This window comes from Escherichia sp. WS3063 (genome assembly GCF_046486595.1).
Classification (GTDB): domain Bacteria; phylum Pseudomonadota; class Gammaproteobacteria; order Enterobacterales; family Enterobacteriaceae; genus Escherichia; species Escherichia coli.
On sequence record NZ_JBJQKY010000001.1, the window covers coordinates 272,020 to 294,087 of the forward strand.

Genomic DNA, 22,068 nt, shown 5'->3' on the forward strand with positions numbered 1-22,068 from the left:
GGAGGCCGTCACTCTTTATTGAGATCGCTTAACAGAACGGCGATGCTTTGACCTCCCGCTGTTTGTTCAAGTGCAATTTTGACAATAATTGTTAACGGCACGGAAAGCAGCATACCCACCGGTCCTAACAACCATCCCCAAAAAATCAACGACAAAAATACCACCAATGTGGAAAGCCCCAGCCCACGTCCCATGATGCGCGGCTCCAGAATATTGCCGAAGACCAGATTAATTAGCAGATATCCCGCCAGCACCAGCAACGCTTCGTAGAAGCCATTAAACACCAGTACCTGAGCGATAGGGGGGATTGCCGCGAGAACTGAACCAATATTAGGGATGTAATTAAGCGCAAAGGCCAGCAATCCCCAGACAAAAGCGAAGCGAACATCGAGTGCGGCGAGCATCGCCCAGGCGACCAGGCCGGTGATGATGCTGATGGCTGTTTTCAGCACCAGATAATGAGACACACTGTCAATCGCACGCTGAATCGCCGCCATCCCTTCAACCGGACGCACCATCATTTGCTGAAATTTTCCGGGCAATTGTGGCACTTCGAGCAACATAAACAGCACCGTCAGCAGCAATAAAAAGATTGATGACATGGCATTAGATAACTGCGTCAATAAGTTGGTGAGCAACGTCATTGCCGCGTTCGGATCAATGTAATGCGCCAGTTGGTCAACTGAGACATCAATCCCTACGCGTTGCAACAACGGTTCAATCGCTTGCAGCGGCGTCATAATAGAGTTGCGATATTGCGGTAACGTCCGCGTCAACTCGTTGAGCGCGGAACCCAGATAAGCTAACAGCAACACCATCGCCATCACGATGATGGTCATCAAAATCGACACCGCCAGTACACGCGGCACTCGCCAGCGGACCATGTGTTGCACCAGCGGGTTAAGAATAACAGCAATAAATAATGCGAGAATAAACGGCACGATGATCTCGGCGGCAAAACGGATACCGCAGAGAATAATGACCAGCATTCCCAACATAATGACGATTTTTAGGCCATTGAGCGTGATGATCGGCTTTGCCATGCTTGTCCCCGTTTTTTCTTCCTTTGCTAATAATAATGTCTTTTTCGCTCCGTCATCATAACGAAAATCAAACCGCTCAGGTAAAGAAGTGAAAATATTTTGAGTTAATTCTTAAGCTATGATACAAATCAGGCGTGTTCAACTACCGAGGACAATTATCATCCGCGATGACGAGAAGCAACACTGCGGATAATTGTAATATTATGGACAATTTGTTCAGGACGTTATTTTCTACATTTACCCATCTTCGTACCTCATCCACTATCTTGCTCGTAGGTGAGCAGCACTGGCGCAACGCGCTTTAGTCCTTTCTCCTGCTTAAGCTTGCGCTATGCGCGGGGCTTGACCACTTTACTTTGGTTTCGCTGAATTAAGCGAAAATTAAAATAATTCTCTTGCAGGAGAAGGACAATGTATATTTATTGGATTTTATTAGGTCTGGCTATTGCTACAGAAATTACCGGTACGCTGTCTATGAAATGGGCGAGCGTCAGTGAGGGAAATGGCGGCTTTATTTTAATGCTGGTGATGATTTCTCTGTCGTATATATTTCTCTCTTTCGCCGTTAAAAAGATCGCCTTAGGCGTGGCTTATGCGCTGTGGGAAGGTATCGGTATTTTATTTATTACCTTGTTTAGCGTTTTGTTATTCGACGAAAGTTTATCGCTGATGAAAATTGCCGGGTTAACCACCCTGGTCGCCGGGATTGTGTTGATCAAATCAGGTACTCGTAAAGCGCGTAAACCTGAACTGGAGGTGAACCATGGCGCAGTTTGAATGGGTTCACGCCGCCTGGCTGGCATTGGCAATCGTGCTGGAAATCGTTGCTAACGTCTTTTTGAAATTTTCTGACGGCTTTCGTCGCAAAATATTTGGCTTGCTCTCCCTGGCGGCGGTGCTGGCTGCCTTTAGTGCGCTTTCTCAGGCCGTTAAAGGGATCGACTTGTCTGTCGCTTATGCATTGTGGGGCGGGTTTGGTATTGCCGCCACGTTAGCCGCAGGTTGGATCTTGTTTGGTCAACGGTTAAATCGTAAAGGCTGGATTGGCCTGGTCTTGCTGTTGGCTGGAATGATCATGGTGAAACTTGCCTGATGAACACGCTGCCCGCACTGTCGGGCAGCGTTTGAACATTATTTTTGCGACAGTTGATCCAGCTTGTCGCAAAAACCGGTAACAGAAATGGCCCGGTTATCGGCTCGCCAGCGATCTTTCGCGGCAGGAGCCGAGCTTTGTACCCCAATTAATTGCCAGCCGTCATCGGTATGCAACATCAGAGGCGAACCGCTGTCACCCGGCAAGGTATCGCACTGGTGCGACATCACCGACGTTTGCGCCCAGCCAGTCACTTCACAGTTTTGATGACTGTACAACGTATCGAGATGATCTTCAGGGTAGCCCGCCTGAGTCACTTTACGACCAGCCGCTTTTAATGCGGCGGTAAGCGCGGCTTTATCTCCCTCAAATAACGGCAACGGTGTAATGCCAGAAGGGGGATTACGTAGCACAATCAAACCGAAGTCCCACGGCGCAGCTGCGGGAGGTACAATCCAGCCATCCCCATCTGCTTTTAACCGCTTTCCCAGTGTCGGATCAACGCGGCCTTCTATGTCGTGGATCTCATAGCGCCAAAGACCTTTATTTGACACGAAACGCAGCGCTACCGCTTTATCGGCTTTACCCTTTGGCGGCGTCAATAAACAGTGTCCTGCCGTTAATGCCAGATTGGGTGCAATCAGCGTCGCCGTACATAAATTGCCGCTGGCCGTTTCCAGTTGCCCAACCGCATCCCACGGTGATTGGGTCGTGTCATTCACTGGCACACGATCATCATGACCAAAAAACAGGGTGCTGACCTCATCGTTTGCCGATTTGGCAACGTCTGGTTTATCTGCAAACACAAAAGCAGACGTCAAACTAATTGCACCCAACACTACAGCAATGGTTGTACGCATATCACACTCTGGTGGGTAATTATGATTATTAAAAGCAAACCCTCATAAATACTATAGACGGGACGGGATGAAAGTGGGAGTAAAATCAGATAACTACGATCAGGAAAGATAAAAACGGGCGGCAATCAGTGCGCATAAAATAAGGATGATAAGAATGAACTCAAAGCGATAACGGCCCACCATACTACCCTCCGCTAAAGGCGGTGCTAAACGTTACCCGCTTAGCACCGTAATTTTCAGGCGCGAGGGGGCGCGCCAGCATTACTGTTGAAAACTTACGCTGCGGGTTGTGCAGCAGGTTTTGCCGGTTGCTGATGGCTGTGTTTCTTGGCGTGTTTCTTCGCTGCCTGCGCTTTTTGTTCAGGAGCTTTCTGTTCAGCTTTGGTATTTTTATGATGCTTTTTAGCCGCCTGCGCTTTCTGGGCAGGTGCTGCTTTATGCTGTTTTTTATGATGTGTGGTTTTCGCAGGCGCTGCTTTGGTGGTCGTCACAGTCGGAGCAGGTGTGGTCGCAGTCTCTGCAGCAAAGGCAGCAGAAGACAGACCCATAGCAGCGGCAACAACCAGAGCTAATACTTTTTTCATTGTCATACCCTCAATTTGTTTTTTCATTTAACCCCACTGCGGGGCCGTTGAAATCACTATATCCCTGGGAATGGCAGACTTCCGTGAGTGGTTGGTTTCAGCGTGTAACGATATGTACAAACGCTGAATAAATTACAGCGTTGATAATAACGCATTGTGACTTAAGGGAAATTTAGCTACCAATAATAGTAGTCTTGATCGGGTTAACTATTTTACTACTTACAAAGCGGTAGAATAACTGCGCATCAGTAATAAATGACACACACAGCAAAATGAATCCGTTTATTTGGGTACTTATAATCCTGATGACGCTAGATGCGCTGCGGGAATTGGCTGGCGCTTCGTCTATTTTAGGATGGCTATTAACGTTGGTTTGAGCAGGCAATAAGTCCGGATGGGTATTTACCGCAGTCCGGACTTATTTTTCAGGCGTGCAGACGACGATGCAAACGCGTCCCGACCAGCAGAGCAATGACCAGCATCAGAGCAATAAATGCGCCGACGCCGTTCCAGCCATAGTTATGCCAGAAAACACCACCCAGCGTCCCGGCAATACTCGACCCCAGATAGTAACTGAACAGATACAGCGAGGAGGCCTGGCCTTTAGCGCGTTTTGCGCGGGGGCCGATCCAGCTGCTGGCTACTGAGTGGGCTGCGAAGAATCCGGCTGAGAAGAGTAACATTCCGGCAAAGATCAGCCATAGCGAGCTAAATAAGGTCATCAGTAAACCAAACAGCATAACCCCCGTCGAAAACAACATCACCGGACCGCGCCCATAGCGGGTGGTCATGGTTCCGGCTTTGGGTGAGCTCCATGTACCGGTCAAATAGGCCAGCGATAATAAGCCAACCACGGCCTGACTGACATGCCAGGGGGAAAGCATCAACCGATAGCCGATGTAATTAAACAGCGTGACGAACGACCCCATCAGCAAAAAGCCTTCTGCGAACAATAACGGTAATCCCCGGTCACGCCAGTGCAGACGAAAGTTGATAAACAACGTCTTAGGTCGCAGCGAAGTCGGGCGAAAATGGCGTGATTCAGGGAGGATTTTCCAGAACATTAACGCCGAGGCCAGCGCGAAACAACCGATTGCCGCCAGCGCAATTCGCCAGTTGAAAAAGTCCGTGAAGACACCGCTAATTAAGCGTCCGCTCATGCCGCCAATTGAGTTGCCGCTGATATACAACCCCATCGAAAAGGCCACGAAACTGGGGTGGATTTCCTCGCTAAGATAAGTCATGCCAACAGCTGCTACGCCACTTAACGAAAGCCCAATCAAGGCGCGCATAATCAAAATGCCGTGCCAGCTGGTCATCATTGTCGAAAGTAACGTACAAATGGAGGCCAACAGTAGCGCCGTGACCATCACTGGTTTGCGACCAATGGCATCGGATAACGGGCCAGTAAACAGCAAACCGATAGCCAACATCGCCGTGGAAATGGACAGTGAAATACTACTGTTCGCGGGCGTTAAGCCAAACTCTTGTGAAAGCACCGGAAGGATAGGTTGCACACAATAGAGAAGTGCGAAGGTTGCCAGTCCGGCAGAGAACAGCGCCAGGGTGACGCGCATAAATTGCGGCGTACCGCGTTTAATAAATTGATTTGGCTGAGAAATGCTTTGCTTGTCAGTGTCGCTTGCCGGAGCGCCATCAACAGTTGTAGTACGGCTCACTTGAAATCCTTGCTAAATATGCCTGTGGATCAGGCTGATACATAGGGTAGGAAAATCGAATTATTCTGTCTAATATATTAATAATCTCAAATAAGATGTTTTAAATATGAATATTGAACTTCGTCATCTGCGTTACTTTGTTGCTGTTGCAGAAGAGCTGCATTTCGGGCGCGCCGCTGCCCGCCTGAATATTTCGCAACCGCCGCTAAGCCAGCAGATTCAGGCGCTGGAGCAACAAATTGGTGCCCGACTGCTGGCACGAACCAATCGCAGTGTATTGCTGACGGCAGCAGGAAAACAGTTTCTTGCAGATAGTCGGCAAATCCTGTCTATGGTGGATGACGCTGCCGCTCGCGCTGAAAGGCTGCATCAGGGGGAAGCGGGGGAGTTGCGCATTGGTTTTACTTCGTCCGCTCCTTTTATTCGGGCGGTGTCTGATACGTTATCGCTGTTTCGCCGTGATTATCCCGATGTCCATTTACAAACCCGCGAAATGAACACTCGCGAGCAAATCGCTCCGCTCATTGAAGGAACGCTGGATATGGGATTGCTGCGTAACACAGCGTTACCGGAGACGCTTGAACACGCAGTCATCGTCCATGAACCGCTTATGGCGATGATCCCGCACGATCATCCCCTGGCAAATAACCCGAGTGTAACGCTGGCTGAACTGGCGAAAGAACCCTTTGTCTTTTTTGATCCGCACGTCGGGACAGGGCTGTATGACGATATTCTCGGGCTGATGCGACGTTACCATTTGACGCCCGTCATCACTCAGGAGGTGGGCGAGGCAATGACCATCATCGGTCTGGTTTCCGCCGGTCTGGGTGTTTCAATTTTGCCTGCGTCATTTAAACGAGTTCAGCTCAACGAAATGCGCTGGGTGCCGATTGCTGAAGAGGATGCGGTTTCTGAAATGTGGTTGGTCTGGCCGAAACATCATGAACAAAGTCCAGCTGCGCGAAACTTTCGTATTCATCTGCTGAATGCTCTCAGGTGAGGGAAATTTCAGCGAAAAAGCCCGAAAAATGTGCTGTTAATCACATGCCTAAGTAAAAATTTGACGACACGTATTGAAGTGCTTCACCATAGCCTACAGATTATTTCGGAGCGCGAAAATATAGGGAGTATGCGGTGGTTGCTGAAAATCAGCCTGGGCACATTGATCAAATAAAGCAGACCAACGCGGGCGCGGTATATCGCCTGATTGATCAGCTTGGTCCAGTCTCGCGTATCGATCTTTCCCGTCTGGCGCAACTGGCTCCTGCCAGTATCACTAAAATTGTCCGTGAGATGCTCGAAGCACACCTGGTGCAAGAGCTGGAAATCAAAGAAGCGGGGAACCGTGGCCGTCCGGCGGTGGGGCTGGTGGTTGAAACTGAAGCCTGGCACTATCTTTCTCTGCGCATTAGTCGCGGGGAAATTTTCCTTGCTCTGCGCGATCTGAGCAGCAAACTGGTGGTGGAGGAGGCGCAGGAACTGGCGTTAAAAGATGACTCACCATTGCTGGATCGTATCATTTCCCATATCGATCAGTTTTTTATCCGCCACCAGAAAAAACTTGAGCGTCTAACTTCGATTGCCATAACCTTGCCGGGAATTATTGATACGGAAAATGGTATTGTACATCGCATGCCGTTCTACGAGGATGTAAAAGAGATGCCGCTCGGCGAGGCGCTGGAGCAGCATACCGGCGTACCGGTTTATATTCAGCATGATATCAGCGCATGGACGATGGCTGAGGCCTTGTTTGGTGCCTCACGCGGGGCGCGCGATGTGATTCAGGTGGTTATCGATCACAACGTGGGGGCGGGCGTCATTACCGATGGTCATCTGCTACACGCCGGCAGCAGTAGCCTCGTGGAAATAGGTCACACGCAGGTCGACCCGTATGGGAAACGCTGTTATTGCGGGAATCACGGCTGCCTCGAAACCATCGCCAGTGTGGACAGTATTCTTGAGCTGGCACAGCTGCGTCTCAATCAATCCATGAGCTCGATGTTACATGGACAGCCGTTAACCGTGGACTCATTGTGTCAGGCGGCATTGCGCGGCGATCTACTGGCAAAAGACATCATTACCGGGGTGGGCGCGCATGTCGGGCGCATTCTTGCCATCATGGTGAATTTATTTAACCCACAAAAAATACTGATTGGCTCACCGTTAAGTAAAGCGGCAGATATCCTCTTCCCGGTCATCTCGGACAGCATCCGTCAGCAGGCCCTTCCTGCGTATAGTCAGCACATTAGCGTTGAGAGTACTCAATTTTCTAACCAGGGTACGATGGCAGGGGCTGCGCTGGTAAAAGACGCGATGTATAACGGTTCTTTGTTGATTCGTCTGTTGCAGGGTTAACATTTTTTAACTGTTCTACCAAAATTTGCGCTATCTCAATTTGGGCCAGGAAAGCATAACTTAGACTTTCAAGGTTAATTATTTTCCTGGTTTATATTTGTGAAGCATAACGGTGGAGTTAGTGATGCTGAAGCGTTTCTTTATTACCGGTACAGACACTTCTGTAGGGAAAACGGTGGTTTCCCGCGCATTGCTACAAGCGTTAGCCTCCCAGGGAAAAACGGTTGCGGGATATAAACCCGTAGCGAAGGGGAGCAAAGAGACACCCGAAGGGCTGCGTAATAAAGATGCCCTGGTGTTGCAGAGTGTTTCAACCATCGAACTGCCTTATGAAGCAGTTAATCCTATCGCGTTAAGCGAAGAAGAAAGTAGCGTGGCGCACAGTTGCCCAATCAATTACACCCTCATTTCAAACGGCCTGGCAAACCTGACCGATAAAGTCGATCATGTGGTGGTAGAAGGGACTGGCGGCTGGCGCAGTCTGATGAATGATTTGCGTCCGCTCTCTGAATGGGTGGTGCAGGAACAACTGCCGGTGTTGATGGTTGTCGGTATTCAGGAAGGTTGCATTAACCATGCACTGCTAACAGCTCAGGCGATCGCCAACGACGGGCTACCGCTCATTGGCTGGGTGGCTAACCGAATCAATCCAGGACTGGCGCATTATGCGGAAATCATTGATGTGCTCGGTAAAAAACTTCCGGCACCGCTCATTGGTGAACTGCCTTATCTGCCGCGCGCCGAACAGCGTGAACTGGGGCAATACATCCGCTTAGCTATGCTTCGCAGTGTGCTGGCGGTAGATAGAGTCACGGTGTAACGTCCGCGAAATTACCGACGCAATTACGCAGGCAATCAATAAACCGGGGAGTAGCTGATACTCCCCGGTCATTTCACATATCATCAACGTCGACATAATCGGCGCGTGCGTGGTTGCCGCCAATAGTGTCGCCATCCCGGTCAATCCGAGTAAAAGCGTAATTTCTTCGCCATCAGGGAACCATAATCCCAGGCTACGACCATACAACATGCCAATGGCAAGACCGATAAATAGCGTCGGTGTAAAGACACCACCGGGCGCGCCAGAACCACTACTCGCCAGCACGGCAAACAGTTTACAGAGGAAGATCCCGGCAATGATCATTAACAGTGGCGGGGCGGTTAAAAAGGATTGTACGGTGCTATAGCCGTTGCCCCACACTGCAGGTGTGAACAGGGAAAGCAGACCCACGATCAACCCGCCCAGTGCCAGTTGCCAGGGCGGCGCAAGTTTGAGACTTACAAATCCACGATGACAGGCGTTCATTAACGTTAACAACAGTGGTCCGCACAGACCTGCCAGCACACCTGTACTGATAATCAGCGCATAGTCACGAGCCTGAACCGTCACTGAGAGTTGTACGCTGTAGAGTAACGCGTCGCTATGATTAATCAGATTGCTAACCAGCAACGCCACGACGGCGGAAATAATCACCGGGCCGAGAGAGGCCAACATCATAGTGCCAAACAGCACTTCGGCTATAAATAAACTGCCAGCAAGCGGGGCTCGATAGGCCGCAGCCATTCCCGCCGCAGCTCCACAGGCGATCCATAATTTCCACTCCTGGCGTGGCGTAAAACGTTGGGCAAAACAGGAGGCGGCAAGGGCAGCTAAAAGAATCATCGCACCTTCGCGACCAATTGCACTGCCGCTGGTTACTACCAGCAGAGAGGCAAGCGATTTAACCAGGCTTGCTGCGTAATCGAACTGACCATCGGTTTGCAACGCTTCCATGTAATCGGTCGGCGCATGAGGGCGTTGCTGGGTAAATTTCTGCCAGCCCATCAGCAACAAACCCGCCGCCAGTCCGCCGAGCGCCGGAGTTAGCAACCGTCGCCATGGGGAAAGATTTGTCGCTGCATTGACCAGACTGCCGGAGTCATTATTGAGGAACAACCACTCCAGTAGCAGCATTGCATGACGAAACCCGGCAACGGCAAAGGCCGCAAGAATACCGACGACTGTTGCGATAAGCAGACGGCGGAACATAGTGCTCAGATCCGGATAGATGTGTAGATGATGCATGAGCAGAAATGGGCAATGAAACACGGGCGACTATTTTGCGGCAAAAGAGGCCAGCCGCAAAAGCAGTGCGTGCTTTAAGAGATAAAAAAACGTGACACTGTAACGTATTATTGCCGAATCGCGCGTAATCGTCACCATCCGGCAATATTACGGTGATCCTATCGAAAGAGTGGTTTAACCGCGACAGGAATCAACAGTTGTGATTGCCATTGCGCCAGCGTTAAGCGAGCCAGTTCACCCAGTGCACAGTAGAAAGGGTGTTCTGCTTTTTCGATAAAAACGTCAAGAAAACGTGTTGACCACGGAAAAAGGTGCCATGCCAGCAATTCTTCGCATTCTGTCTGGCGACCATTCTCCGCCAACCACGCAGCCATCAACAGCAGTGAACCAAAATGATCTTCCGGTTCGTTTTGCTGCATTTCAAACTGAATGCCTTTCTCGCGCATCCACTGACGAAGTGCCAATGTTGAATCGCCAAACAGCACAGATTCGCGATCCAGCCAGACCGATCCCCACGGCGGTGACGGCAGTGCCCACGGGCCGACAAACAAACGCTGCCAGGCCTGGGCGTGAGTCTCTTCACTCTGTGTCTGAAAAGCAGTCACCAGCGGCGCTAATGACTCTTCTGGTAGAGGCCACTGAGTTTCCCAGCCGTCACGGGTGAGTGCCGCAACCAGGGGGGCGGCTTCCGCACTCTCTGGAGCGTAATAAAACAGCGCGCCCAACACGCGCGCCGCAACAGAAAAATTATCTTGCTGTGAAAAATGGGTCATTCCTAACATCCTGAAATGTGCGGGTTGCCCCGCACCAATTTGTTAACCTGCAATAGCCATTCCTACCGTCATGTGCAGGCCATAAAAGAGCACACGCCCGATCATTTCACCGCCAAGAATGAGGATTAACCCCAGAACAAGTCCGGCAACGTGAGGTTCACGGCGACGAATGAGCGGACAAAGCCAGCATCCTAGACCTGCGCATAACAATACCACACGCCAGACCTGTAAGGAGGCGTAATCTGGTACCAGTGCGCTGGCTTGTTGTACGGATGAGTGAATAGACGCCAGAGACAAACCTTGCAGCACAATCACCCCGGCACAAGCGATCAGCGCCAGAACGCTAATGATGGCAAATGGTGTGGTATTAAATGTAACGCGGGCTGCCCGCAGAATTGCGGCAGCAAGTATTGGACCGCTCAACAATACTGTCAGGAAGAAAGCCAGCGTAGTGTAACCGTTATGCCAGGTTGGCACTGTGTCGATTTGATACACGCAGGTCATCATCCAGACGAAAATGACGCCGAGCGCCATGCTGACAAGTAACCAGAGTTTCCCCAACGCTTGCGGCATTTTACCGATGACTGCCACCAGCCACCATAATCCGCCAACGGCAAAAAATATGGAACCGGCAGCAATCTCGTTACTCAGACCAGAATCTCCGATTCGATTCAGCGAGTTAAACGCCCGCAGTGGCGACCCCAGGTGCATGACAGAGGCAATAAACCCGATGCCCATCAACAGCCAGAGGAAAAACATGCCACGGACAATACGCTGACGGTCTGCGTCATTTTTGGCGGCGAACCAGCCAATTCCGCTAACAATCAGCGCGCCTACTACGCATTGACCCAATACGGTAAAGATAACCAGTGGCCATTCATGCCATCCATTTCCCATTTTACACTTCCTCCGGATTAGCCAGATAACCAGTGGTATCGCCGGTCGGGCGGCTGTTGGCGTTAGGTTTGATAACGATATTGGGTTTTGTGAAATGCGCGCGCGGCAGTGGCGCAACGGCAGCCAGAGTGCCGTGCTTCTGGCGCAGCTCTTCAATTGGACCGAATTCAAGTGCACGCAGCGGGCAGGATTCGACACATATGGGTTGTTTCCCCTCGGCGACGCGCGAATAACAACCATCGCACTTCGTCATGTGCCCTTTTTCAGCATTGTACTGTGGTGCGCCGTACGGACAAGCCATGTGGCAGTAGCGGCAGCCGATACAAACATCTTCATCAACCACCACAAAGCCATCTTCACGCTTATGCATTGCGCCGCTGGGGCAGACTTTTGTACATGCGGGGTCATCGCAATGGTTACAGGAGATGGAGAGATAATAAGCGAACACGTTCTGGTGCCAGACGCCATTATCTTCCTGCCAGTCGCCGCCAGCATATTCATAAATACGGCGGAAACTGACTTCCGGGCCAAGATCTTTAAAATCTTTGCACGCCAGTTCGCAGGTTTTACAGCCAGTACAGCGGCTGGAATCGATAAAAAATCCATATTGTGTGGTCATGGGCTACTCCTTAAACCTTTTCGATCTGGACTAGATTGCTGTGCGACGGGTTTCCCTTTGCCAGCGGTGAAGGGCGGTGAGAGGTCAGAATATTGATACTGCCGCCGTGATCGACCCGGTCACCAAACATATCCGCTTTAAGCCACGCACCTTGCCCGATGGCGGTAACGCCAGGCAGAATACGCGGAGTCACTTTTGCGGCAATCAGCATTTCTCCATTAGTGTTAAATACCCGCACGGTATCGCCATGACGGATACCGCGTGCCTGAGCATCAATGGGGTTGATCCACACCTCTTGTGGGCAGGCCTGCTGTAACACATCAATATTGCCGTAGCTGGAGTGGGTACGTGCTTTGTAGTGGAAGCCCGTTAGCTGCAGTGGATAGGTTTTCCGCAGGGGATCGTCCCAGCCATCAAAACCTGGGGTATATGCAGGAAGGGGATGAATAATTTCATCTTTTTTCAATTCCCAGGTATCCGCAATCGTCGCCAGTCGTTCAGAATAAATTTCGATTTTCCCCGAAGGTGTTTTCAACGGGTTTGCCTGTGGATCTTCACGGAATGCGCGGAAAGCGACGTAGTGTTCTTCCGGGCATTTTTTCTTAAAGATCCCGGTCGTTTTCATCTCCTCGTAGTCGGGCATCTCAGGGTTACGTTCCTTCGTTTTCGCATGGAGATATTTGATCCATTCATGCTGACTGCGACCTTCAGTAAAGGTTTGATAAACGTCTGGTCCTAAGCGTTTGGCGACTTCACTCAGAATCCAGTAGATGGGTTTGCGTTCAAATTTTGCTGAGGTTGCGGGTTGGGCGAGGATCACATATCCCATATTCCCTGCAGATTCATGAGAGATAAGGTCTTCTTGCTCTGTTGGCATCAGGTCGGGCAACAGGATATCGCAATACTTAGCCGAGGCAGTCATGAAGTGGTCAATGCCAACAATCATCTCGCACTTGCTGTCATCCTGAAGCACCTCATGGGTGTGATTGATGTCGCCATGTTGATTGATCAATGTGTTACTGGCGTAGCACCATAAAAACTTGATGGGGACATCCAGTTTTTCTTTTCCACGAACACCATCACGGGTCGCGGTCATTTCCGTACCATGGTCGATGGCATCTGTCCATGTAAAGACGGAAATCTGCGTTTTAACAGGATTCTCGAGCATCGGGAACCATTCTACTCCCAGATCCCAGCTACCTTCGCGTACACCTGAGTTGCCGCCGTTTATGCCGACGTTACCGGTGAGAACGGAAAGCATGGCAATAGCGCGGGATGTTTGCTCGCCGTTGGAATGTCGTTGTGGCCCCCAACCCTGACAAATATAAGCCGGTTTTGCTGAACCGATCTCTCGTGCCAACTGGATAATTTTTTCTGCCGGGATGCTGGTGATTTTTGCTGCCCATTCCGGCGTTTTAGCTATGCCGTCAGGCCCTTCGCCCAGAATATAGGCTTTATAATGCGCGTTACGTGGTGCGTTGGCGGGCAGCGTTTTTTCATCGTAACCAACACAATATTTGTCGAGAAATGGCTGATCGACCATGTTTTCAGTAATCAGTACCCAGGCAATCGCACAGGCCAGTGCGCCATCGGTGCCAGGGCGAATGGGCAGCCATTCATCTTCACGCCCGGCAGCTGTGTCGTTATAACGTGGATCGATGACGATCATGCGTGCATTTGAACGTTCGCGGGCTTGCTCGACGTAGTAAGTGACACCACCGCCGCTCATCCGGGTTTCTGCCGGGTTATTTCCGAACATAACGACCAGTTTCGTATTGGCGATATCATCCGGGCTGTTGCCATCATTGGCACCGAACATATAACTCATCGCGGCACTGATCTGTGCGGTACTGTAGCTACCATAGCGACTTAGAAAACCACCGCAAGAGTTCATCAGACGGTACGGGACGTTCGAGTTGGTGATGTTTCCGCCATCTACGCCTGTTCCGTACAGGACATGTACAGCCTCATTGCCGTAATCTTTAAGGATCCGCCGAAGATTATCACTGATGGTATCCAGGGCTTCATCCCAACTTATCCGTTCAAATTTACCTTCACCGCGCTTGCCGACGCGCTTCATGGGATATTTCAACCTGTCAGGATGATTCATCCGTCGACGGATAGAGCGCCCGCGTAAACACGCTCGAACCTGATGATTACCGTAGACGTCGTCACCTGTCGTATCAGACTCCACCCAGTACACGGTGTCATCTTTCACATGCAAACGTAACAGACAGCGGCTCCCGCAGTTAACGGTGCAGGAACTCCAGACCGCTTTCTCTTCTACCGGTGCCTGTGCCGCTCGGACCATTTGGGAAAACGGCAAAGTGAAAGCACTGCTTGCCAGCGCGAGACTGCCAAGTGCGGAGGTTTTCATCAGACTTCTACGACTGATTTCAGCCTTCATGAGCGCCTCTGTGGTATGGATTTTCATCATTACTCACTTATTGCTTTTCAAACAAAATGTCATGTCAAAATTTATGGTCGTAGTGGGTTATATTTTTTCGATCTCGACCAGATTAGTGTGCTGCGGGTTTCCCTTCGCCAGTGGTGAAGGGCGCAGAGTGGTTAGCGTATTCACACAGCCGCCGTGGTCGATTTTATCGCCAGACATATTGGCCTCGTGCCAGGCTCCCTGGCCCATAGCACTAACTCCAGGGAGAATGCGTGGTGTCACTTTGGCTGGTAGCCGAACTTCGCCACGATGGTTATACACCCGCACCATATCGCCGTTGGCAATCCCACGTTTATGTGCGTCTATAGGGTTGATCCACACCTCCTGACGGCAGGCAGCCTTCAGGACATCAATGTTGCCGTAGGTCGAGTGAGTACGGGATTTGTAATGGAAACCAAACAGTTGCAGTGGAAAGGTACTACGTTCAGGGGAGTCCCAGCCTTCAAAGGTTGAGGCATAAACCGGCAGTGGGCTTATCACTTCATCTTTTTCCAGTTCCCAGGTACGGGCAATTTCCGCCAGCTTGCTGGAATAAATTTCAATCTTACCGGAAGGCGTTTTAAGTGGATTTGCCTCGGGGTCGTCACGAAATGCTTTGTAGGCGACAAAATGACCATTGGGATCTTTACGCTTATAGATACCCATTTTTTTCAGTTCGTCGTAAGACGGTAACGCCGGATCTTTGGCAAGCATTTTGGCGTACAGATGTTGTAACCATTGTTCCTGCGTGCGACCTTCTGTGAACTTTTGATAGACGTCAGGTCCAAGACGTTTCGCGACCTCACTCAGGATCCAGTAAATCGGTTTGCGTTCGAATTTTTCGCTGGTGACTGGCTGGAGGAAAATGAGATATCCCATGTTACCGGCGTAGTCGTTAGGAATAATATCTTCCTGCTCAACGGTCATCAGGTCTGGCAGCAGAATGTCGGCATATTTTGCCGATGAGGTCATAAAGTTTTCGATGACCACAATCATTTCGCATTTCGATTCGTCCTGCAGAATTTCATGCGTTTTGTTGATGTCAGAATGCTGATTAACCAGGGTATTTCCCGCGTAGTTCCAGATGAACTTAATGGGCACATCCAGTTTATCTTTGCCCCGGACGCCGTCGCGGATTGCCGTCATTTGCGGGCCATGATCGATAGCATCCGTCCAGCTGAAGCAGGAGATTGACGTTTTGACCGGATTATCCAGCACCGGCAGGCGTTCTATGGTAATGGTATAGGTCGATTCACGCGCGCCACTATTTCCGCCGCTGATGCCGACATTGCCCGTCAAAATAGGCAACATAGCAATAGCGCGTGCGGTCAGCTCACCGTTTGCCTGGCGTTGCGGCCCCCAGCCCTGGCAGATATAAGCGGGTTTTGCTGTGCCAATTTCACGCGCCAGTTTGATGATACGGTCTACCGGGATACCTGTAATTTGCGAAGCCCACTGCGGCGTTTTCGCTGTTTTATCATCACCTTCACCAAGAATATAGGCTTTATAGTGACCATTTATTGGTGCATCTGCGGGTAAGGTTTTTTCGTCATAGCCGACGCAGTATTTATCGAGAAAAGGTTGATCAACGAGATTTTCGTTAATCAATACCCAGGCAATACCCGCAACCAGCGCGGCATCGGTGCCCGGGCGAATAGGTAGCCATTCGTCTTCACGACCAGCAGCCGTATCGGTATATCGCGGATCGATAACAATCATTTTTGCGTTCGATTTCTCGCGCGCTTTTTCAAGAAGATAAGTGATGCCACCGCCGCTCATGCGGGTTTCTGCCGGGTTGTTACCAAACATCACGACCAGCTTGCTGTTTTCAATATCCGTGGTGCTGTTGCCATCATTACTGCCGTAGGTGTAGGGCATGGCACAGGAAATTTGCGCGGTGCTGTAGGAGCCATACTGATTGAGTGAACCGCCGTAGCAGTTCATCAGGCGTTTGACCGCCGAGGCGGATGGTGAAGAGCGGGTCATATTGCCGCCAACGATCCCTGAAGAGTACTGAATATATACAGCCTCATTGCCATATTGTTCGACGGTTTTTTTCAGGCTACTGGCGATAGTATCCAGGGCTTCATCCCAGCTAATCCGTTCGAATTTGCCTTCGCCGCGTTTGCCCACGCGTTTCATTGGGTAATTCAAGCGATCGGGATGATTAATACGCCGACGGATGGAGCGACCGCGCAAACAGGCACGTACTTGATGATTGCCATACTCGTCGTTGCCGGTGTTGTCAGTTTCCACCCAGGTCACTTCATTATCTTTAACATGCAGACGAAGTGCACAGCGGCTACCACAGTTGACGGAACAGGCACCCCAGACCACTTTCTCGCTGGCCTGTTGTACCGCTGCCGCTGCACTGCGCAGGGTGAACGGTAAAGAAAAACCGCCTGCAGCCAGCGCCAGAGAACCTATCGCGGTAGATTTAACGAGTGTTCTGCGGCTGATGCCCACCATTTGTTCATTTTTGGACATAACTCACTCCCTGTTCTTTATCGTTATATAAAAGTTTATATATTGAATATTTAGCGCGCTAACAATAGAGGGAGTCTACCTATTTTGGGTTAAGAATTATTAATCCATATCAATAGAAGGGTATGAGTAATAAGGTGGGATTATGTTGTATGTTCAAATCGCCGGATGTGTCGTATCCGGCGTTCAGTCGATAATGTGTTACTGCGGTTCGGCAGGCGCGCCATCCTGGGTAGACTGCGCGGGAGCAGAGACGTTACCGCTGGTGGTGCGGGTGTAGAGAATTTTATGCGTATCATTAGCGCAATGCCCGACGACCTGGGAATCAGGCTGATCAACCTGGTCATTGGGTACAATACTTAACGTGAAGCTGCTTTCGGGTACGCCATTATTGATAATGCGCTGTGATATATCGCTCTGTATGCGCTCACAGGATCCCGGCGCGGCGAGTACCGCGGGTGAGGCGAGGGCGAGCAGAAGCGCGGCACAGCAGGTTGAGAGTTTCATCATAAGCTCCTTACGCGAAGATAACTTCTTTAAGCATAGCATTTAACGTGTAAAGTACTGTATTTGCTACTATGATTGAGAATCATCTCTACTCTCAGGTGACTGTTGTGAAATACAAATTACTGCCATGCTTACTCGCGATATTCCTCACAGGATGTGACCGCACAGAGGTAACACTATCATTTACCCCGGAGATGGCCAGTTTCTCTAATGAATTCGATTTTGATCCGCTGCGTGGTCCCGTAAAAGATTTCACTCAGACATTAATGGATGAGCAAGGTGAAGTGACGAAACGTGTTTCGGGGACTTTGTCGGAAGAAGGCTGTTTTGATTCTCTCGAATTACTGGATCTGGAAAATAATACCGTGGTTGCCCTGGTACTGGACGCCAATTATTACCGTGATGCCCAGACATTGGAGAAAAGAGTTCGTTTGCAGGGAAAATGCCAGCTAGCAGAATTACCTTCTGCCGGGGTGAGTTGGGAAACCGATGATAATGGCTTTGTGATTAAAGCCAGCAGCAAACAGATGCAGATGGAATATCGCTATGATGATCAGGGTTATCCGCTGGGTAAAACCACGAAAAGTAACGACAAAACATTATCTGTTAGCGCTACGCCATCAACGGATCCGATCAAAAAATTAGATTACACAGCGGTTACTTTACTGAATAATCAACGGGTTGGTAATGTAAAACAGAGCTGTGAATATGACAGTTACGCCAATCCGGTAGACTGTCAGCTAATCATTGTTGATGAAGGAGTAAAACCCGCCGTCGAACGGGTTTACACCATCAAAAATACTATCGATTATTATTAATGCTATTGTGCGGTCGGCTTCAGGAGAGTCTGACCCGGTGTTTTGTGCTCTGCCAGATACTGATGCTGGAATATGCACATGCGAATGGCATTCCGATATTGACCATTAATAAAGAACTCATGCATCAATTCACCTTCAACCGTAAAGCCAAGCTTGCGGTAAATGTGAATCGCTTTTTCATTCTCTTTATCGACGATCAGATACAGCTTATAGAGATTGAGAACGGTGAAGCCATAGTCCATTGCTAATTTTGCGGCACGCGTTGCCAGACCTTTCCCCTGATATTCCGGGGAGATAATTATCTGAAATTCTGCGCGGCGATGAACATGGTTAATTTCCACCAGCTCCACCAGACCGGCTTTTTCGCCGTCACATTCCACCACAAAGCGCCGTTCGCTCTGATCGTGAATATGCTTATCGTACAGATCAGAGAGTTCAACAAAGGCTTCGTAGGGTTCCTCAAACCAGTAACGCATCACACTGGCGTTATTGTCGAGTTGATGTACATAGCGTAAATCTTCACGCTCCAGCGGGCGTAGCTTAACACTGTGGGCGCTTGGCATAACGTGTCCTTACATTCCTTAAATCAATAACAGGTTAGGGGGTAATAACGCGGCCAGTTCGACGGTCCAGGCAGCGCAAAGTATTTGGCTCCCAGTAGGCATTGATGTTGGCGCTTTGCTCACATTTATCGCGGTTATCAAAAGCGGCGTCGGCTTTATCCCACTCTTTTTCAGTGCGTTTATTCACTTTCTGGCGCAGATTGCGCGTGTCATTCCATTGCTCTTTTTCCATAGCGGCGTGCTGGCGGCTTTGTGCACTGTCGCCAGACTCAATCACCAGTTTGTTAGTTTCGGCATGAACAGTTGTGCTCAATGCCAGTGCGCAAGGCAGCAGAAAAGCGAGCAGGCCGATTCGTTTGCTGAGAGTGATTTTCATAATTCATTCCCTGTATGAATGATTAAAGCTGATTCTACACCATCCACTGCGAACGCAAAACGTTCAAGGAGGGTGTTTATATTGATGATATTATGTCGTCCTATAACTATACATGATGTCAATAAGTGACAAAGATGATTAAAACAACGTTACTATTTTTTGCTACTGCGCTGTGTGAAATTATTGGGTGCTTTTTGCCCTGGCTGTGGTTGAAGCGAAACGCCAGTATCTGGCTGTTGCTTCCGGCAGGGATTTCACTGGCGCTGTTTGTCTGGTTGTTAACGTTGCATCCTGCGGCGAGTGGGCGTGTTTACGCGGCTTATGGTGGCGTTTATGTCTGCACGGCGTTGATTTGGCTGCGCGTTGTGGATGGCGTGAAACTGACTCTTTATGACTGGACGGGGGCGTTGATTGCGCTTTGCGGCATGTTGATCATTGTTGCGGGCTGGGGGCGCACGTAGGAACATAAATCCATTTTATCAATAAGATACGAGGAAGTGTCAGCTGACAAAAGGTATTCTATTTCATCTTTTGTCAACCATTCACGGCGCAAATATACGCCTTTTTTTGTGATCACTCCGGCTTTTTTTGATCTTCATACTTGTATGGTAGTAGCTCAGTTACGTAGATTTCATGCATCACGACAAGCGATGCAAGGAATCGAACATGAAGATCGTAAAGGCTGAAGTTTTTGTTACCTGTCCGGGGCGTAATTTTGTCACATTAAAAATCACCACTGAGGACGGTATTACGGGCCTTGGGGATGCCACCCTAAATGGACGTGAGCTTTCCGTGGCCTCTTATTTGCAGGATCACCTTTGTCCGCAGCTTATTGGTCGCGATGCACACCGTATCGAAGATATCTGGCAGTTTTTCTATAAAGGTGCTTACTGGCGTCGCGGTCCGGTTACGATGTCGGCCATTTCAGCGGTTGATATGGCGCTGTGGGATATTAAAGCCAAAGCTGCCAACATGCCGCTTTACCAGTTACTCGGCGGCGCGTCTCGTGAAGGGGTGATGGTTTATTGCCATACCACCGGTCACAGTATTGATGAAGCTCTGGATGATTATGCCCGTCATCAGGAGCTGGGATTCAAAGCCATCCGCGTGCAGTGCGGAATCCCTGGTATGAAAACCACCTACGGCATGTCGAAAGGCAAAGGTCTGGCTTATGAACCCGCAACCAAAGGACAGTGGCCGGAAGAGCAGCTGTGGTCGACGGAGAAATACCTCGATTTCATGCCGAAATTGTTTGACGCGGTACGTAACAAGTTTGGTTTTAATGAACATTTGCTGCATGACATGCACCATCGCTTAACGCCTATTGAAGCAGCACGCTTTGGTAAAAGCATTGAAGATTATCGCATGTTCTGGATGGAAGATCCGACGCCTGCGGAAAACCAGGAGTGTTTCCGCCTGATTCGCCAACACACCGTCACGCCAATTGCAGTGGGTGAAGTCTTCAACAGCATCTGGGACTGCAAACAGCTGATTGAAGAACAACTTATCGACTATATCCGCACCACGCTGACTCACGCGGGGGGGATTACCGGTATGCGCCGGATTGCCGATTTTGCTTCGCTGTATCAGGTACGTACTGGCTCACACGGTCCTTCCGATTTGTCACCAGTCTGCATGGCTGCGGCGCTGCACTTTGATCTGTGGGTCCCCAATTTCGGTGTCCAGGAGTACATGGGTTATTCCGAACAAATGCTTGAAGTCTTCCCGCACAACTGGACTTTCGATAACGGCTATATGCATCCGGGAGACAAACCGGGTCTTGGCATCGAATTCGATGAAAAGCTGGCGGCGAAATATCCCTATGAACCTGCTTATCTGCCAGTCGCACGTCTGGAAGATGGCACGCTGTGGAACTGGTAAGGAGTAAGATAATGAAAAGCATTTTAATTGAAAAACCGAATCAACTGTCAATTATCGAACGCGAAATACCCACCCCGTCAGCGGGTGAAGTACGAGTAAAAGTGAAACTTGCCGGAATTTGTGGTTCAGATAGCCATATTTATCGTGGGCATAATCCTTTTGCGAAATATCCACGCGTCATTGGACATGAATTTTTTGGCGTCATTGATGCAGTGGGTGAAGGCGTGGAAAGCGCCAGAGTCGGTGAACGCGTTGCTGTCGATCCGGTGGTCAGCTGTGGGCATTGCTATCCGTGCTCTATAGGTAAGCCGAACGTTTGTACGACACTGGCTGTATTAGGTGTGCACGCTGACGGTGGTTTCAGTGAATATGCCGTGGTGCCGGCAAAAAATGCGTGGAAAATTCCTGAAGCAGTGGCCGATCAATATGCGGTGATGATCGAACCTTTTACCATTGCGGCGAACGTTACCGGTCATGGTCAACCGACTGAAAATGATAACGTTCTGGTTTACGGTGCAGGTCCAATCGGCCTGACGATCGTTCAGGTATTAAAAGGCGTCTATAACGTTAAGAATGTGATTGTTGCCGATCGCATTGATGAACGACTGGAAAAAGCGAAAGAGAGCGGGGCAGACTGGGCGATTAATAACAGCCAGACACCGCTTGGCGAGATTTTCGCTGAAAAAGGCATCAAGCCGACATTAATTATCGATGCGGCTTGTCATCCTTCAATCCTGAAAGAAGCCGTAACGCTGGCTTCTCCAGCGGCACGTATTGTATTGATGGGCTTCTCCAGTGAACCGTCTGAAGTGATTCAGCAAGGAATTACCGGAAAAGAACTCTCTATTTTCTCTTCACGCTTAAATGCAAATAAATTCCCGGTCGTTATCGACTGGTTAAGTAAAGGGTTAATTAAACCAGAAAAACTAATTACCCATACGTTTGATTTCCAGCATGTTGCTGATGCCATTAGTTTATTTGAACAGGATCAAAAGCATTGCTGCAAAGTCTTACTCACTTTTTCTGAATAATACCAA

General features: G+C 49.7%; 24 protein-coding genes. 10 read left to right on the forward strand and 14 right to left on the reverse strand.

Translation table 11 applies throughout. From position 1 onward, the window contains the following. Positions 1-8: 8 nt before the first annotated feature. Positions 9-1,043 carry an AI-2 transporter TqsA gene (gene tqsA, locus ACJHYW_RS01355; RefSeq protein ID WP_001118218.1) on the reverse strand — a complete coding sequence of 345 codons (1,035 nt, stop codon included), beginning with the start codon at positions 1,041-1,043 and terminating at the stop codon, positions 9-11. Between the two features lie 411 nt (positions 1,044-1,454). On the opposite strand from tqsA, the gene mdtJ reads away from it, so the two are divergent. Then, positions 1,455-1,820, forward strand: a complete 366-nt coding sequence (mdtJ, locus tag ACJHYW_RS01360; RefSeq protein ID WP_000276149.1) for a multidrug/spermidine efflux SMR transporter subunit MdtJ — start codon at positions 1,455-1,457, stop codon at positions 1,818-1,820. Next, positions 1,807-2,136, forward strand: a complete 330-nt coding sequence (gene mdtI, locus ACJHYW_RS01365) for a multidrug/spermidine efflux SMR transporter subunit MdtI (RefSeq protein ID WP_000046661.1) — start codon at positions 1,807-1,809, stop codon at positions 2,134-2,136. Before mdtJ ends, mdtI begins: the two co-directional genes overlap by 14 nt. Before the next feature lie 38 nt (positions 2,137-2,174). Here mdtI and ACJHYW_RS01370 read toward each other — a convergent pair whose 3' ends face one another. From ACJHYW_RS01370 to asr, 3 genes are all read right to left on the reverse strand, one after another. Next, the gene (locus ACJHYW_RS01370) at positions 2,175-2,996 is read right to left on the reverse strand and encodes a trypsin-like serine peptidase (protein ID WP_061092692.1); all 822 of its coding nucleotides are present in this window, start codon (positions 2,994-2,996) and stop codon (positions 2,175-2,177) included. A gap of 99 nt (positions 2,997-3,095) precedes the next feature. Further along, entirely contained in the window at positions 3,096-3,179 is an 84-nt protein-coding gene (locus ACJHYW_RS01375) for a hypothetical protein (protein ID WP_000233090.1), read from the reverse strand. A gap of 92 nt (positions 3,180-3,271) precedes the next feature. Further along, the gene (gene asr, locus ACJHYW_RS01380) at positions 3,272-3,580 is read right to left on the reverse strand and encodes an acid resistance repetitive basic protein Asr (RefSeq protein ID WP_001347030.1); all 309 of its coding nucleotides are present in this window, start codon (positions 3,578-3,580) and stop codon (positions 3,272-3,274) included. Between the two features lie 272 nt (positions 3,581-3,852). Here asr and ACJHYW_RS01385 point away from each other — a divergent pair, with 272 nt between their 5' ends. Further along, the gene (locus ACJHYW_RS01385; RefSeq protein ID WP_001351109.1) at positions 3,853-3,957 is read left to right on the forward strand and encodes a KPN_01571 family protein; all 105 of its coding nucleotides are present in this window, start codon (positions 3,853-3,855) and stop codon (positions 3,955-3,957) included. 48 nt (positions 3,958-4,005) lie between these two features. On the opposite strand, the gene ACJHYW_RS01390 is transcribed toward ACJHYW_RS01385, so the two are convergent. Further along, on the reverse strand, positions 4,006-5,259 hold the full coding sequence (locus ACJHYW_RS01390) for an MFS transporter (protein ID WP_000091840.1): 1,254 nt from the start codon (positions 5,257-5,259) through the stop codon (positions 4,006-4,008). Between the two features lie 106 nt (positions 5,260-5,365). Here ACJHYW_RS01390 and ACJHYW_RS01395 point away from each other — a divergent pair, with 106 nt between their 5' ends. The 3 genes from ACJHYW_RS01395 to bioD all read left to right on the forward strand — a co-directional run bounded on the left by ACJHYW_RS01395 (position 5,366) and on the right by bioD (position 8,434). Further along, positions 5,366-6,259: a LysR family transcriptional regulator gene (locus ACJHYW_RS01395; RefSeq protein WP_001019534.1), complete on the forward strand. Its 894-nt coding sequence runs from the start codon at positions 5,366-5,368 to the stop codon at positions 6,257-6,259. A 134-nt stretch (positions 6,260-6,393) separates the two neighbouring features. Next, complete coding sequence (gene mlc, locus ACJHYW_RS01400; protein WP_000225257.1) at positions 6,394-7,614, forward strand: sugar metabolism global transcriptional regulator Mlc; 1,221 nt, start codon at positions 6,394-6,396, stop codon at positions 7,612-7,614. A gap of 124 nt (positions 7,615-7,738) precedes the next feature. Further along, positions 7,739-8,434, forward strand: a complete 696-nt coding sequence (bioD, locus tag ACJHYW_RS01405) for a dethiobiotin synthase (RefSeq protein WP_000919226.1) — start codon at positions 7,739-7,741, stop codon at positions 8,432-8,434. On the opposite strand, the gene clcB is transcribed toward bioD, so the two are convergent. The 7 genes from clcB to ACJHYW_RS01440 form a co-directional block, all read right to left on the reverse strand. After that, the gene (gene clcB, locus ACJHYW_RS01410; RefSeq protein ID WP_071787827.1) at positions 8,387-9,679 is read right to left on the reverse strand and encodes a voltage-gated ClC-type chloride channel ClcB; all 1,293 of its coding nucleotides are present in this window, start codon (positions 9,677-9,679) and stop codon (positions 8,387-8,389) included. The genes bioD and clcB overlap by 48 nt on opposite strands. A gap of 158 nt (positions 9,680-9,837) precedes the next feature. Further along, entirely contained in the window at positions 9,838-10,452 is a 615-nt protein-coding gene (gene dmsD, locus ACJHYW_RS01415; RefSeq protein WP_000148691.1) for a Tat proofreading chaperone DmsD, read from the reverse strand. 42 nt (positions 10,453-10,494) lie between these two features. Then, positions 10,495-11,349 carry a selenate reductase membrane anchor subunit YnfH gene (ynfH, locus tag ACJHYW_RS01420; protein WP_000526500.1) on the reverse strand — a complete coding sequence of 285 codons (855 nt, stop codon included), beginning with the start codon at positions 11,347-11,349 and terminating at the stop codon, positions 10,495-10,497. 1 nt (position 11,350) lies between these two features. Continuing rightward, positions 11,351-11,968 carry a DMSO reductase like molybdoenzyme iron-sulfur subunit YnfG gene (gene ynfG / locus ACJHYW_RS01425; protein ID WP_000213028.1) on the reverse strand — a complete coding sequence of 206 codons (618 nt, stop codon included), beginning with the start codon at positions 11,966-11,968 and terminating at the stop codon, positions 11,351-11,353. 10 nt (positions 11,969-11,978) lie between these two features. After that, a complete protein-coding gene (gene ynfF / locus ACJHYW_RS01430) occupies positions 11,979-14,402 on the reverse strand; it encodes a selenate/tellurate reductase subunit YnfF (protein WP_072275269.1) in 2,424 nt (807 codons plus the stop codon). Between the two features lie 60 nt (positions 14,403-14,462). After that, a complete protein-coding gene (gene ynfE / locus ACJHYW_RS01435; protein WP_061092693.1) occupies positions 14,463-16,889 on the reverse strand; it encodes a selenate/tellurate reductase subunit YnfE in 2,427 nt (808 codons plus the stop codon). A 198-nt stretch (positions 16,890-17,087) separates the two neighbouring features. Continuing rightward, a complete protein-coding gene (locus ACJHYW_RS01440; protein WP_001295396.1) occupies positions 17,088-17,393 on the reverse strand; it encodes a DUF1161 domain-containing protein in 306 nt (101 codons plus the stop codon). Between the two features lie 107 nt (positions 17,394-17,500). Between ACJHYW_RS01440 and ACJHYW_RS01445 the strand changes: the two genes are divergently transcribed. Then, entirely contained in the window at positions 17,501-18,211 is a 711-nt protein-coding gene (locus ACJHYW_RS01445) for a YnfC family lipoprotein (RefSeq protein WP_032142801.1), read from the forward strand. Positions 18,212-18,213: 2 nt separating this feature from the next. Here the strand turns inward: ACJHYW_RS01445 and speG are convergent, their stop codons facing one another. After that, on the reverse strand, positions 18,214-18,774 hold the full coding sequence (gene speG / locus ACJHYW_RS01450; protein WP_001138584.1) for a spermidine N1-acetyltransferase: 561 nt from the start codon (positions 18,772-18,774) through the stop codon (positions 18,214-18,216). A gap of 34 nt (positions 18,775-18,808) precedes the next feature. Then, positions 18,809-19,150, reverse strand: a complete 342-nt coding sequence (locus ACJHYW_RS01455; RefSeq protein ID WP_000705197.1) for a DUF1283 family protein — start codon at positions 19,148-19,150, stop codon at positions 18,809-18,811. Positions 19,151-19,284: 134 nt separating this feature from the next. Between ACJHYW_RS01455 and ACJHYW_RS01460 the strand changes: the two genes are divergently transcribed. The 3 genes from ACJHYW_RS01460 to ACJHYW_RS01470 all read left to right on the forward strand — a co-directional run bounded on the left by ACJHYW_RS01460 (position 19,285) and on the right by ACJHYW_RS01470 (position 22,062). Beyond that, positions 19,285-19,611, forward strand: a complete 327-nt coding sequence (locus ACJHYW_RS01460) for a YnfA family protein (protein WP_001304355.1) — start codon at positions 19,285-19,287, stop codon at positions 19,609-19,611. A 205-nt stretch (positions 19,612-19,816) separates the two neighbouring features. After that, positions 19,817-21,031, forward strand: coding sequence for a starvation-sensing protein RspA (gene rspA / locus ACJHYW_RS01465; RefSeq protein WP_001295394.1), 1,215 nt, complete (start codon positions 19,817-19,819; stop codon positions 21,029-21,031). A gap of 11 nt (positions 21,032-21,042) precedes the next feature. Next, positions 21,043-22,062 carry a Zn-dependent oxidoreductase gene (locus ACJHYW_RS01470; RefSeq protein WP_000836077.1) on the forward strand — a complete coding sequence of 340 codons (1,020 nt, stop codon included), beginning with the start codon at positions 21,043-21,045 and terminating at the stop codon, positions 22,060-22,062. The last annotated feature ends 6 nt before the right edge of the window (positions 22,063-22,068 follow it).